The organism is Vibrio scophthalmi (assembly GCF_040869025.1).
Lineage (GTDB): Bacteria > Pseudomonadota > Gammaproteobacteria > Enterobacterales > Vibrionaceae > Vibrio > Vibrio scophthalmi.
In genome coordinates, this window is the sequence record NZ_CP134271.1 from 290543 (window position 1) to 305073 (window position 14531).

Genomic DNA, 14531 nt, shown 5'->3' on the forward strand with positions numbered 1-14531 from the left:
ATTGATAGAGGAAATTTTCATGACAATTAAGCACGAACAATCCGATAACAGCGAAAATCGCTTGGTCACAGTGGATATTGCACCACTATCAGGCAAGCTACCTGAAGACCAACTAGTCGTCGATGTTGACGGTATCGATCATATTACAACACAAGACGGTAATGACGTTATTCTCGGCCTCGACGGTTTTGACTATATTCATTCCAATGGTGGTGACGATGTTATCGATGGTGGTAGCCAAGGTGATTTCGTTCAAGCCGGTTCTGGTGATGATTTTGTTAATGGTGGTAGCGGCTACGACCAATTAGCTGGTGAAAACGGCAATGACGTGCTACTCGGCGACGATTTCTCGCAACATCTGATTCTTGATCCTGTAAGCGGTGAACTGACTGTCGATTTTAGCCATGCGACAACGGCCGATATGGGCCAAGCAAAGGTATTCAACCCAGATGGCACCGAAGCTGTACTGTTTGAATCTAATGGCCGATTTGGCGTTCTTGGCAATGATGAAAGTGGCGTAGCTGGCCAGATTGGCTACAGCTTTGAAGATGCAGGTGACAAAGGCGATCGCACAGGCGCATCAGAAGTGCTTTCAATCTCTGTGGATGAACACTCCTACGCTGCGCAAGTTTCTATCGATAAGCTCTTCAAAGATGAAGGAAAATCTGAAGGTTCCAGAGTTCGTGATATCGATGAAGTAGGTGTTTGGACGGTATTAAGAGACGGTATTGTTATCGAACGTGGTTATTTCACGGCTGGTGAGTTTGATCAAGCTACCCTTGATGCCTACGGCTTAGACCCTGCAACAGATAACCTTAAAGTGCTTAGCGACGGCAATGGCCGTTCTAACGGCATCTTCACCATTGAACCGGAAGACACCGGTTTTGTTGCCTTTGATGAAATTCAATTCTCCGCAGCCATTGGTCATTATGATAAAAATGGCTATGGCTACTTAGATTCCAGTGATTTCTTTGTCCGAGACGTTAAAACAGTTACATTTGAAAGTGATCCAAATGATGTCAGCTTTGATGACCTTTTTGGCGGCAATGATGATGATGTTTTGCTCGGAGGTGATGGTCGTGATTACCTGTTTGGTGATGATTACCATAATTTTGACCACGGTAAAAGTATTGACTTAGCCGCTGCGCGAGCAAACAATCCCGTTTCAGGTAATGGGGTAGTTAGCCAAGGTCAAGATGGGAGTGTCGGCGTAGAAGGCAACCATGAGTCAGGCAATGCCGATCAACTTGGTCACACCTTCGATCCTGATACTTTACAGGGCGAATCTGAAACCCTCACCTATCACCTTGGTGAAGATCAATATGCTGCTCGCGTGCAAATTGATCGTCTGTTCGCAGATGAAGCACTTAATGGTGCCAATGAAGTTGGCGTATGGACGGTATTTAATGACGGCAAGGTTGTCGCTTCTGGCTACTTCACTTCCAAAGATATTGACCAAGCGACTCTCGATACCTTTGGTATCGATCTTAGTGACAATATCAAAGTGCTAGCTAACAACTCCGCTTCGAATAATAATGGTTTCTTCGATATCACGCCACAAGACACCAATGGCCTGAGCTTCGACCAAGTTCAATTTTCTGCGGCTGATGGCGTATTCGATAAAAATGGCAACAGCTATTGGGATTCAAGCGATTACTTTATTAAAGATATCACCGTTCTCGATAGTGATTCACTTGAGGGAAGCAACCCAGAAGGCAATGACTGGCTTGATGGTGGCGCCGGTAATGACCTTTTAGAAGGCGGTTATGGCCAGGACGTACTTATTGGTGGTACAGGAGACGATATTCTCACTGGTGATTACACCCAAGCCACCACGATTACGGCAGGCAAAGATGAACAGATAAGTGACGCTTTAGCTCTAGCTCCTGATGGTAGCTTAACCGGATTGACCGAAAACAAAAATGGCTTTGGTGTTGAAGGCAATAGTGAAAGTGGTATTGCAAGCCAAATAGGCTTTAGTTTTATTGATGATGGCGCTGGTGATATCAGTGGCGAATCAGAAACACTCTGCATTGCGGTTGATGACAATACAGCCGCAGCCAATCTATCCGTCGATAAACTCTTTGCCGATGAAGCATTTAATGGTGCGAACGAAGTTGGCGTTTGGACTGTCTTCGACCAAGGCGTTGAAGTGGCCACGGGTTACTTTACGGCCGCTGAAATGGACGATGCAACACTGGCGACTTACGGTATCGATCCTACCGCAGACAACATTAAAGTGCTTGAGCAAGGCGATGACTGCTGCCATGGTGAGTTCACCATTTCACCATCCGATACGGCAAACACCACTTTCGATGAAATTCAGCTCTCAGCAGCTAAAGGCACCTTTGATAAAAGTGGTTTTGGTGCGACCGATGCCAGTGACTATTATTTATCATCAATCACCACCTATCAAATGGATGATTTATTGGTGGGCGGCGAAGGTAATGATCTGATTGCTGGTGGCCAAGGCTTTGATGTTATTGATGCCGGTGAAGGTAACGATTTGATTCATGACAATGGTAACGATTTCATCGATGGTGGCGAAGGCTTTGATGTTGTGACGACTCAACAAGTCATTGGTATATTTGATATGGCCGACAACGTAAAGCACGCGGTAGACTTTGAAGTGACGCAAAGCTCAAAATTACAAAACATCGAAGCGGTCATCGGCACTGACCAACAAGATACTTTATTGCTTGATCTCAACGTCGTCAATGAGTCAACACAATCTCTGACAGGCCAGCCATCGGATGTTTTCTTTGCTTCAAACATAGAGCAACTGACACTGGCTAATGATGACTTCCAGCTAGCAGCCGTCAATGAGGCACATGTTGCCGATCTCGATAGCGCATTGCAGTCTCATCTTGAACAATTGGGGGTTGATGGTGCGATCTACAGTTACACCTTTGCCAACGGCAGTGATACCGTTTCTGTTTATAGTGATGTCGAGTGGGACTACCTTGAGCCAGAAATCGGCGTATAAATAGTCATTAGTTAATGACCATAGTCGATAACGAAAGACCGTTCGTTATCGGCTCTCTTCGCAAGTCTTGGCGACAGAGAGAGACCTTAATGCCCGATATTAAAACGCGATACAATGCTATCAACAGATAATAACTAACGACACACAATAAAAAACCGGAGCAAATTGCTCCGGTTTTTTTATGGCATCAGCGCAAATTAGATTGCGATAAAGCCTGCTTCTACTGCTGGGTTTACATCTGCTTCGTAATCAACACCTTCAATACCAAAGCCGAATAGTTTCAAGAACTCTTCTTTGTACTCAACGTAGTCCGTTAGCTCTTTTAGGTTTTCAGTGGTGATTTGAGGCCAAAGTTCACGACAGTGTTGCTGAATGTCTTCGCGTAGTTCTAAATCATCAAGACGTAGACGGTTGCAATCATCCACCTCGGCTGCGCTGCCATCTTCTTTATAAAGACGCTGGCTGAACATGCGGTAGATTTGCTCCATACAACCTTCATGGACACCTTGCTCACGCATTTTCTTAAATACCATCGCGATGTACAAAGGCATCACAGGAATCGCTGAACTTGCTTGCGTCACAACTGATTTTAGAACTGCAACGTTTGCGCTACCGCCAGTCGCTGCCAGTTTGGTATTCAGTTCCGCAGCGGCACGATCCAGATCCATCTTCGCTTTACCTAGTGCGCCATCCCAGTAGATAGGCCAAGTAAGCTCAGTACCGATGTAGCTGTAAGCAACGGTTTTGCAACCTTCTGCCAATACGCCCGCATCAGACAGTGCATTGATCCAAAGTTCCCAATCTTCGCCACCCATAACCGTTACAGTATCTTGGATTTCTTGCTCTGTTGCAGGCTCTACGCTTGCTTCAATGATCATATCTTTATTGGTATCAACCGCTGTTGATGTATAAGTTTGACCAATTGGTTTTAGAGCAGAACGGATAACTTCACCCGTTTCAGGCATTTTACGTACTGGAGACGCCAGTGAGTAAACCACCATATCAATCTGACCAAGATCTTCTTTAATCAAATCGATTGTTTTCTGTTTCGCTTCGTTAGAGAAAGCATCACCATTTAGGCTTTTCGCATATAGGCCTGCTTCGCGTGCGAGTTTTTCAAATGCAGCGGAGTTATAAAAGCCTGCTGTACCTGGTTTCTTCTCTGAGCCTTCTTTTTCGAAGAACACACCAATGGTTGATGCGTCGCCGCCAAATGCCGCAGCGATACGAGAAGAGAGACCGTAGCCACTTGAAGAACCGATCACAAGCACACGTTTAGGTGCATTTTTGATAGGGCCTTGTGCTTTAGTGTAAGCAATTTGTTCTTTTACGTTAGCTTCACAACCGATTGGATGTGTAGTGGTACAGATAAATCCACGAATTCTAGGTTTGATGATCATATTCAACTTCCTTTAAAAATCTTCGCTAGGATAAAAGGTTCGTCGGGAAATCGCATCTAATTTCTTAAAAATTGCAGGGAAAATGCAAGTGGTTGGAGCACTTTCACTCAATAATTTGTGGTCAGAAACAACAATGGCACCCTTTCAGGTACCATTGCTTAGTGACATTAAAACAGTTTCGTTGGTGCCGCGCCGTTTATGCAACACTATTTAGCTTTGTTTTTGACTTAGCTTTTACCTTAGTTTTTTTGCTTGGCTTCTCCGCCTCGCTATGGGTGCGTACCTGACTAAAATCATGGCTAAAGTGATCCACTTGAATCGCTTTATAGCGCAGCTTATCTGCCTGCAACACTTGCTCGACTTCTTGCAACGTCAATACGCCAGCTTGCTGGGCTTGCTCTAAACGCGCTTGCAGATCACCTTTACGCGCCACAATGCCATCTTTAGCCGCTCGATTGAGTTTACGCTCCTGACTTTTCACGCCATACATGGCTAAAAAGGCATTCTCCATTAACCCCACACTGTCATTTTCATCTTCACCGATATAACAAAGGTGAGTCAGACGATCACGATGTGCTCCAGGCGTCATTAGGCTCTCAGCTAAGTTCACCGTTAAATCATCGCTTGGCTTTTTATAACGATTACCCAATGGGAAGATGATCACTTTAAGTAAACGCCCCACCCCTTTGTGCGGATAGTTACTGAAAGCTTGTTGTAGCGATTGTGCACCTTGGTACAAACAATGCTGCACAGCATAATGCACATAATTCAGGTCTTGTTGCTGACGTCCATCATCTTCGTATTTCTTCAACGCAGCCGACGCCATATACAAATAAGCCAAAACATCGCCAAGACGAGCTGAAATCAATTCTTTACGCTTGAGATCGCCACCGAGTGTCAGCATGGCAAAATCAGCACTCACCGCTAAGGCTCGACTCAAGCGTGTCATCTCACGATAGTAACCTTGAGTTGCACCGCTCATATCGGCCTTGATGAAACGTGAGCCAGTTAATGCCGCGCCAAACGCACCCAGTGTGTTTTTAGTGGCATGACCAATATGTTTGAACAGCAGTGAGTCAAAATCTTTGGCTGCTTGCTCTTTATCCGGATTGGCTGCCGCTTCCATCTCTTGTAAAACGTAAGGATGACAACGTGTTGCCCCTTGACCGAAAATCATTAAGTTACGAGTCAGAATATTCGCGCCTTCAACCGTGATCGCGACAGGAATACCAAGGTAATGGCTGGCAAGATAATTCATTGGACCATCTTGAATCGCACGGCCTGAATGGATATCCATCGAATCGTTCAAAATCGTACGAGCCATTTCCGTCATGTGGTATTTGGCAATTGCGGTCACGATGCCCGGTTTTTCCTTCATATCAAGTGAAGTCGTGGTCAACGTTCGTGTCGCTTCCAACAAATAGGTTAAACCACCAATACGTCCGAGTGCTTCTGCCACCCCTTCGAATTTACCAATCGACATACCAAACTGCTTACGCACATAAGAGTAAGCCCCAGTCGTTCGGGCTGTTAAATGGCCAATAGCCGTTCCAAGTGCTGGCAGTGAAATGCCGCGCCCTGCGGATAAACACTCCACCAGCATACGCCAACCTTTACCAGCGTATTCTTGTCCCCCAATCAGCCAATCCATCGGGATGAAGACTTCTTCACCACGAGTTGGGCCATTCATAAACGCTAAACCTAACGGGTCATGACGCTCACCAATTTCCACTCCCGGATGATCAGCAGGGATCAACGCACAAGTAATACCCAAATCTTGTTCTTCGCCTAATAAATTATCTGGATCATACATTTTGAATGCCAGTCCAAGAACTGTCGCGACAGGCGCTAAAGTAATGTAGCGTTTGTTCCAGCTAAGGCGAATACCAAGTACCTTTTCGCCATTATGTTCACCATAACAGACGACACCTTTATCTGGTATGCCCCCCGCATCAGAGCCCGCTTCGGGACCAGTTAGCGCAAAACAAGGGATGTCGGTACCGTCCGCTAATCTCGGCAACCAATACTCTTTTTGCTCTTGGGTACCATAGTGAGAAAGCAACTCACCCGGGCCGAGTGAATTAGGCACCATAACCGTCACTGCGGCACTAATACTGCGAGTAGCGATACGAGAAACAATGGTGGAGTTTGCCAATGAGGAAAACTCACGACCACCGTATTGCTTAGAAATGATCAGCGAAAAGAAACGCTCTTTACGCAAGTATTGCCAAACTTCGGCAGGCAAATCACGATCTTCTTTATTGATCTTATGATCATCAAGCATGGCTAATAACGTGTTCAGTTCATTATCCATGAACGACTGCTCTTCACTAGACAAGCTCGGTTTTGGGTAATGGTGTAACTTGCTGAAGTCAGGACGCCCTGAAAAAAGCTCGCCATCCCACCAGACACTACCCGCCTCCATCGCTTCTTTTTCCGTTTCAGAAAGCGGTGGTAACACTTGCTTAAACAATTTGAATGCTGGATCGCTGATCCATTTTCTGCGTAGAGAGCTCATAACCAGTTCCTTTTGTTCACGTTATTACCTTTGCAGGTCTGTTGTTATTGTTATTACAGCTTTTGTTATTACGATGTCGCTATGGGGTGAGTTATTCATTGGCACACCCTATTTTTATACGTCATTAATGCGCTAAAAGTGCTACGGCGCAGAAACGCCAGCAGCAAGATATGGAATTAATTGATCCAGTACGGCCTGTGCGTCGGCATTTTGAGCGTAATCATTGTGCGCAATTTCTGCTAAAGCTTGGCTTGAAGCCATGGTGAAAACACAAGCCCCCAATGTGAAGTGCAGTCGCCAAAACAAGGTTTCACGGCTTAATTGCGGATTGGCAGCAAGCACCGATTGAGTAAAAAGCCCTAACGTCTCTTGATAACGGGTGCTGATAAACCAACGTAGATGACCTTGCACATCGGTATACCCTCGACCAATCAGCAACATAAATCGACTGGTGCCATTCGGTCTTACATGGTTGAGTGCCATTAAAGGCCCTCGTAGCGCTTCAAAAACCTGCTTCATCGAATAATCTGGATTGAGATTCAGTGTGATCAACGCGTCTGATACCGCTGGCATAAAAGCCTCTAAGTAACGACTCAACACTGCACGAACTAAGGTCTTCTTATCCCCAAAATGGTAATTGACCGCAGCAAGGTTCACCCCTGCTTTCGATGTAATCGTGCGTAGAGAGGTATCATTAAAGCCTTGCTCGGCAAACAGAGCTTCTGCTACATCCAGAATTTTCTCTTTGGTTTTGTGCTTGGCAGTCATTTCAATCACCCGTATCAAACGCTTGTTTGAAAATATACACACCGCATACAAACTTAACAAGCGGTTAACATCACACTTTTACGTACTGGTTAGACCAGAATAACAAGCTAGCGAAATAAGCCTCTGAAAACAGGCGAAAAGAAAAGAAGCAAATATTTTTAAACTTTTTTGGAACTGAATGGAAAAAGGTGGGTCTGAATAAGTGTAGATAGCAAAGATAATGAGTTTAACTGGCCGTCGAGCTCACTTTACTTCTGAAAGATTTTTACACTGCTTTTCCAAATTAACTCCTATACTTATATGTATCCGCCCAGAGCCACTTTGCTCTGGGCTTTTTTTATTCCTGCTAACCACGTTTCAGAAATAACGAAGTCTTCGCTGCGTAAACGCAAACGAAGACTTAATCATTCTTTGAAAGGAATTACCTTTTAAGGCGATATTCTAATCAACTAGGCTAACGAAACACCCAGCGGCAACTTAAAATATAATTGCTCAACATACCGACAAGCACTCCAGCGGTGAGCGCAAACAAAGGCACCCAACCTTGTTTGCCCAAGCCTAAGAGAATCGATTGGAAGACCAGAAAATTTGGCAATGCCGAAATTAAAGCGCAGCTCATAAAGGTTAACCATTGGCTAAGCAAATTCTTGATATTATCTGTTTGCCAAGGAGCCTGCCCTTGTCTAAAAGTAAAACGGCGATTACCAAACCAAGTGACCGACGCCGCGCAGCAAAAGGCGATGCCCCGAGCCCATAATAACGGTAGAGAAAACAAATAAGCACACAACATGAAGACCAACGCATCGGCGATAAAACCCATCCCCCCAACAAGAGCAAACTTAAGCAGCCGGTGCTGCTGTAGCCGCTTCACTGCCGATCCTGCTGGCAACGATATAATTTACGTTTGCTTTCCGCTGTCTGCTCAACCACACAGTTAAACTTATGCTCCTCAACTAATTGACTAACTTGCTTCGGTTTACCAACCAGTTGAAACTTCGCCAATGTCAAAAGCTGATCATATTGCACCAGTGTTTGTGCTTTTCCTTGGCTATAAAACTGCCCAGAGAAGGGCCTTTTTCCCACATAGAATATGGGTACTGAGAGATCGGCACGAGACAAAATCATTTTGTCGCTTTTCTTAGCCCCGACTCCTGATTGAATAACACCAACAGCAATAATCAAAAGGAGTGGTATCGCCCCGGCAATGAACTTAAACCATTTAGGATCATGCTTTATATCATTGAGTAAAATAGCAATGACCAGCCCCAATGCAGGCACTCCTGGCAAAATATAGGCTGGAAGAATATTGCCAGAGAAAGTAAACAACACGAGAGGTGCAAGCATCCAGCAAAACGCAAAACTAACGACCGGCTGGTATTTGTCCCACCACGGCTGCGGATTATGCTTTGCTCGCCAAAACAACAACACCGGTAACACGATAGACCAAGGTGCCGCAGAATAAAGCCAAAACAGCCAAATCATGCCTCTTGGTTCATCATGGGCGCTACCGTATAAATCACCCTCCCAACCACTGACGACAAAACGTTTAAAATGCTCCCCAACGATAAAGTAATCGATAAAACCCGGCGTCGCTTTTTCCGCTAACCAATACCAAGGCAGTGCAATCGCCAGCATTAAAGCGCTTCCAGTTAACAATGGGAAACGTCGCCATAATTGAACAAATGCCCCTTTGAACCCATGCTGAAAAATGAGCCATGGCATAACAGCAATGCCGACCAATACAATGACCAATGGACCTTTAGCAAGCAAACCTATCGCCAGGCCAACAAACCCAACGTAACCCCAGATTCGCTCTCCCTGCCAACAAAAATAGAAGCCGACCATCGCAATCGTCATGCCTAAGGTCAGTGCCATATCGGTCATGACGGCACCCGCTGCAATCGAAAAAATAGCGCAAGTTGCTAGCACAACTGAAGTAACAAGCGCATTAATCTCTAAACGCTTGGCGAAATAAGCCGTGATAGCAATAACAACAACACCAGCAAACCAATGAGGTACTCGAACCGCCAACTCATTAATACCAAACCATTCAATACCAACAGCACTCATCCATGTGAACAATGGTGGTTTCCCCCAAAATGGCACGCCATAATCAAATTGGGGAGTTAGCCAATTACCCGTATCAATCATCAAGCGAGCCATTTCGCCATAGCGAGCTTCGGTGGTATCCATTAATGGATAAGCCCCCAGTGAAATAAGGCGAATAAGCAAGGCTGAACCTAAGATCGCCCATAGGTGAACTCGATTAAAACTCACGCGCGCTTCTCCATTACTTGAAACAACATCACAGCGGGTTTTTCTTTAACTGACTGAACGAGATACAACGGTCTTTGCTTCGACTCAATAAAAATTCGACCGATGTACTCCCCTAGCAAACCAATACTCAATAACTGAATCCCTCCCAATGCCAGCATCACCACCATCAATGATGGATAGCCGACCGTAGGATCACCCCAAAGCATCGTTTTCAATACGATCACTAAACCATATACAAAAGCACTGCCTGCAACTAATGCTCCTGCCACTGTCGCCAAACGCAAAGGGCGAATAGAGAAGGCCGTGATGCCATCGACTGCCAACCCTAACAACTTGAAATAATTCCATTTGGTTTCACCGCAAAAGCGCGGATCGCGATCAAATGTAAGCGTGACTTGATTGAAACCCGGCCATGCAAAAATCCCTTTCATATAGCGATTTCGTTCAGGAAGTTGGTTAATATGCGCAACGACTCGGCGACTCAATAAACGAAAATCACCGACATTTTCAGGAATGCTTGATTTAACCAGAGTATTCAGTAAACGATAATACAGAGCAGCAGATTGACGCTTTAACCACGTTTCTCCGTGACGAGATTGACGCTGCATGTTGACCACATCAAACCCTTCCCGCCACTTAGCCAGCATCTCAGGGATCAGTTCTGGCGGATCTTGCAGATCAGCATCAATCAGCACCACGGCTTCACCATGGCTATATTGCAACCCTGCACTCATCGCCGACTCTTTACCAAAGTTACGGCTCAATGAAATACTGCGTACCAAACTGGTAGATGATTGAAAACACTCAACGATAGCCAAACTTCCATCATGGCTACCATCGTCGACATACACGATTTCACACCGTTCCGGAAGCGCGTCTAACACTTTCGTTAAACGTTGATGCAGTGCTGGCAGCACGGATTCTTCATTGAAATAAGGCACGACGACCGTCAATGTGATTGCGGATTCAACACGCTGATGAGGAGATGTTATTACGTTCATAAAACCGCCTAATTACTTTTATCCGTATGGCAACTCTATTAAGCTCCATACTCAGAGATGATATGCTGGACTTTATCGCTGACAGTGTGAAAAGAATGTTATTGACGTTTTTTTCACTTTTTTTTGACTGGCATAACGATAAAATTCCGCTCACTCGCTCTCTTGTTGAATAAGTAGTAGGTAAGACATGAATAAAATTTTATTGGTAGAAGATAACCGTGAAATTGCCGGTATCTTGTTTGACTACTTTGAAAGCGTAGGCATGGAGCTTGACTACGCCGATAACGGTGAGCTCGGCCTGCAGCTTGCACTCGAAGGCAATTTTGACATGATTATTCTCGATCTTATGTTGCCAAGAATGGACGGTCTAACCGTTTGTAATAAGTTACGCGATGCGGGAGATTCCACACCCGTTTTAATGCTAACCGCACTCGATAACCGAGAGGATATGTTAGCCGGTTTCAGTCACGGCGCGGATGATTACCTAACGAAACCGTTCGATTTAGACATTCTCGAGGCCAGAATGCACGCTCTGATTAAACGTTATCGAGGTAAAACGGCATCAACCAAGATCACGGTTGGCCCTCTATTGATAAATCAAAAAACTCGCCAAGCCTACCGCGAAGACAAACCACTAGCGCTTAACCCGACCACTTACACCATTTTAGAAATGCTGGCAGTCAGAGCCCCCGAAGTAGTTAGCCGTCAGGAAATCACAGAAAAGCTTTGGCAAGAATCAGAGCCAAACAACGATGTGCTGCGTAGCCATATTTATCAACTAAGAATTCAGCTTGATAAACCTTTTGCCACAGCGATGCTGGTTACGGTACCCAAATGTGGATTTCGTCTTGAGTTGCCGCAATGATTAATTTGTTAAACAGTACTCGCTCGCTCACCGGCCGACTGGCAGTCTTTTTCATTGGCATCTCAATTGCTCTTGGGCTGTTTACTCTCGTTATTTTCTCATTGGCGTTGCATTGGTCAGAGGATCGAGTCGGAGAAAGACGGATTCTACTCGACAAAGATATCGCAATTGAACGCTTTATCGCAGGTGAAAGTGGGGAAATTAAGATTGATGTCCTGACCATCGCCTATAACGACCTCTCGTTGATTCCCGAAGTGTATCAACACGATTTGAGTGGAAAAAGCCACTTTCTCGGCGAGCTCGAACCCTCTCTAGAGCGTGACTCACGCATGGTCTATAAAGGACAATATACCGATCAAGGCCAACTGCGCGATATCGTACTTTTAACAACGATTGATACGGTTGAATTTAGTGCAGAAGAAATTGTCTACTCCAGTATCATCGTGGTAACAATGATTGCCTTACTGATGTTTCTCTTTGGCACGCTACTCTACCGTTTGTCTAAACGACTGATTGAGCCACTAAACGGCATTGTGCTGCAACTCGAACAACAAAGCGGCGATAGTGAAAGTGAATTCACCATCTCCAACGAAGCAGCACAAGAGTTTCAAGTGCTGACGCAACAACTCAACCAATACCGCAGTGATCTTCATTTAGTCTTAAAGCGCGAACAAGCCTTTGCCCGCTATGCCAGCCATGAGTTAAGAACCCCAATAACAGTAGTGAAAGGTGCAAACAAACTACTCGCTCGATCTGAACAAACCGAATTTAATCAGCGTCAAATATCCCGTATCGACAGTGCGACAGTTCAAATGAGCAGCATGGTTGATGCATTGTTGAGCCTAGTTCGTTACGAACGCAACACAGACGATACGCCATTACGCAGGGTCACCGAGAGCGAACTCAATACGATCGTGATGAGCAACTCATCGCAAGCCCATGAGAAAGCATTATGTATCAATCTGCTGATTGAATCGTTACCACAGGTGCAAGCCACCCCCGCAGTGCTGAATATGATCCTGGGTAATCTCATCCGTAACGCGATTGCCGCAACAGCTCATGGGGAAGTGACGATTCACGTAACCGAACAAAGAGTGACCATCACTGATGATGGAGCAGGGCTCAGTGATCAACCCTCTTTGCATGGGCACGGTCTTGGTTTACTGATCGTTGAAGATCTCAGCCGACGCTACCAATGGCATTTTGAGTTATACAACCATCCAACGCGTGGTTGCGTAGCCAAAATAACGTTTTAGTACTCAAACGCTGATGAGAAAGTAAAGTCTTTATGGGGTGGCTAAGGTATTATGTGCTTTGATAACATCGCCTTAGCCTAACTAGAATAGTGACACGATAAAGTACCGCCTTATGAAGCTTGCCGACACGCCCATCACCCAGCACCAATTTGCCAATATTGATTTTTATCTCAAGCGTGATGACCAGTTACATAGTCACTTTTCTGGAAACAAAGCTCGAAAGTTCATGGCCCTATTGGAACAAGACTTTCCACAAGTAGATACCCTCATTGGCTACGGCAGCCCGCAAGCTAACTCGCTCTATTCGATGGCGGCGCTCGCTAGCATTAAAGGCTGGCAATTAGAGTTTTACGTTGATCGTATCCCTGAATGGCTCAAAGAGCGCCCAATGGGCAACTATCGCGGCGCATTAGAACTTGGGGCGAAAATTATCGCCACCGCAGAGAGTGGTTTACACCCAAACGACTACATTACCCAAGTTCGTCAACCTAATGAAAATTGTTTAGTTGTACCTGAAGGTGGCCGCTGCTCGTTAGCTGAATTTGGCGTAAATCGGTTGGCATCAGAGATTCTCAGTTGGGTTCGACTACAAGCCAACAAACAATTCGTGGTTGCGCTACCAGCAGGCACGGGCACCACCGCACTTTTCCTCCATAAAGCGCTCAAGGTACATGGCATTGAAGTTCTTACATGTGCCTGTGTGGGAGGAAAAGAATATCTCACCAAGCAATTCAACCAATTGGGAGAGGCCGATCACCCCACTATTCTTGAACTGGAAAACAAACACCATTTTGGTAAATTGTATCAAGACGACTATGTGGTATGGCAACAGCTACTGAGCGAAACGAATGTGGAGTTTGACTTACTCTACGATCCGATGATGTGGCACTGCCTATTAAATTGGTATCCAAATAATACCGACAAGCCTATTATCTATATTCACCAAGGTGGGTTATTAGGCAACGAGAGTATGTTGCCTCGCTATCAACGCAAATTCGACGTGTAATCCAAAGCACGAAGACGAAACGCAAATATTAGGAGAGAAAAATGGCATTGAGGTTAAACCGCGCAGTCATGTTAGCGCTCGTTCCGATTCTTCTTCTCACCTATGGCCATCATGCACTTGCAAATAGTGAGACAAAAAGCTTCTCTACGCCAAAAAAAACGGCCGTGATCGTCAACAGCTCTGATGTCAAACACCGCATCTGCTATTACCAAGACCAAGCTTATTCCCTTGGTGCTCTTATCGAAGTCGGTGGCTATATTATGCGCTGTGATAATGCGAATGATTTTGAAAGCAACGGCGCGTTAAAATGGATTACTCTAGATAAGTCGAACCTAGACCATTCTCAACCTTAGTGGCAGTTTCTCATGCCGTTGATAGTGACTATCCTATTCACTATCAAAGAAAAAGAGGAAAATACTACAGCAGCAAACATTGTCTAACACCTCAATAAAAC

At 45.2% G+C, this 14531-nt stretch carries 11 protein-coding genes; 5 read left to right on the forward strand and 6 right to left on the reverse strand.

Annotation, left to right across the window (positions count from 1 at the left end; translation table 11 throughout):
• The first annotated feature begins 19 nt into the window (after positions 1 to 19).
• Complete coding sequence (locus RJD38_RS01225) at positions 20 to 2986, forward strand: calcium-binding protein (RefSeq protein WP_065545184.1); 2967 nt, start codon at positions 20 to 22, stop codon at positions 2984 to 2986.
• Positions 2987 to 3183: 197 nt separating this feature from the next.
• On the opposite strand, the gene fabV is transcribed toward RJD38_RS01225, so the two are convergent.
• The 6 genes from fabV to RJD38_RS01255 all read right to left on the reverse strand — a co-directional run bounded on the left by fabV (position 3184) and on the right by RJD38_RS01255 (position 10950).
• Positions 3184 to 4386, reverse strand: coding sequence for an enoyl-ACP reductase FabV (fabV, locus tag RJD38_RS01230; RefSeq protein ID WP_065430606.1), 1203 nt, complete (start codon positions 4384 to 4386; stop codon positions 3184 to 3186).
• A 196-nt stretch (positions 4387 to 4582) separates the two neighbouring features.
• Entirely contained in the window at positions 4583 to 6904 is a 2322-nt protein-coding gene (locus RJD38_RS01235; protein WP_065545183.1) for an acyl-CoA dehydrogenase, read from the reverse strand.
• 141 nt (positions 6905 to 7045) lie between these two features.
• Positions 7046 to 7672, reverse strand: coding sequence for a TetR/AcrR family transcriptional regulator (locus tag RJD38_RS01240; RefSeq protein WP_005598514.1), 627 nt, complete (start codon positions 7670 to 7672; stop codon positions 7046 to 7048).
• Positions 7673 to 8126: 454 nt separating this feature from the next.
• Positions 8127 to 8543 (reverse strand): GtrA family protein, encoded by a 417-nt coding sequence (locus tag RJD38_RS01245; RefSeq protein ID WP_065545182.1) that lies wholly within the window; start codon positions 8541 to 8543, stop codon positions 8127 to 8129.
• A complete protein-coding gene (locus RJD38_RS01250; RefSeq protein ID WP_065545181.1) occupies positions 8540 to 9949 on the reverse strand; it encodes an ArnT family glycosyltransferase in 1410 nt (469 codons plus the stop codon). Before RJD38_RS01250 ends, RJD38_RS01245 begins: the two co-directional genes overlap by 4 nt.
• Complete coding sequence (locus RJD38_RS01255) at positions 9946 to 10950, reverse strand: glycosyltransferase family 2 protein (RefSeq protein WP_065545180.1); 1005 nt, start codon at positions 10948 to 10950, stop codon at positions 9946 to 9948. Before RJD38_RS01255 ends, RJD38_RS01250 begins: the two co-directional genes overlap by 4 nt.
• A gap of 187 nt (positions 10951 to 11137) precedes the next feature.
• On the opposite strand from RJD38_RS01255, the gene RJD38_RS01260 reads away from it, so the two are divergent.
• The 4 genes from RJD38_RS01260 to RJD38_RS01275 all read left to right on the forward strand — a co-directional run bounded on the left by RJD38_RS01260 (position 11138) and on the right by RJD38_RS01275 (position 14430).
• The gene (locus RJD38_RS01260; protein ID WP_065545179.1) at positions 11138 to 11815 is read left to right on the forward strand and encodes a response regulator transcription factor; all 678 of its coding nucleotides are present in this window, start codon (positions 11138 to 11140) and stop codon (positions 11813 to 11815) included.
• Positions 11812 to 13071, forward strand: coding sequence for a sensor histidine kinase (locus tag RJD38_RS01265; protein WP_065545178.1), 1260 nt, complete (start codon positions 11812 to 11814; stop codon positions 13069 to 13071). Before RJD38_RS01260 ends, RJD38_RS01265 begins: the two co-directional genes overlap by 4 nt.
• A gap of 112 nt (positions 13072 to 13183) precedes the next feature.
• A complete protein-coding gene (locus RJD38_RS01270; RefSeq protein ID WP_065545177.1) occupies positions 13184 to 14077 on the forward strand; it encodes a 1-aminocyclopropane-1-carboxylate deaminase/D-cysteine desulfhydrase in 894 nt (297 codons plus the stop codon).
• A gap of 41 nt (positions 14078 to 14118) precedes the next feature.
• Positions 14119 to 14430 (forward strand): DUF1496 domain-containing protein, encoded by a 312-nt coding sequence (locus tag RJD38_RS01275; RefSeq protein ID WP_367971384.1) that lies wholly within the window; start codon positions 14119 to 14121, stop codon positions 14428 to 14430.
• Positions 14431 to 14531 lie beyond the last annotated feature (101 nt).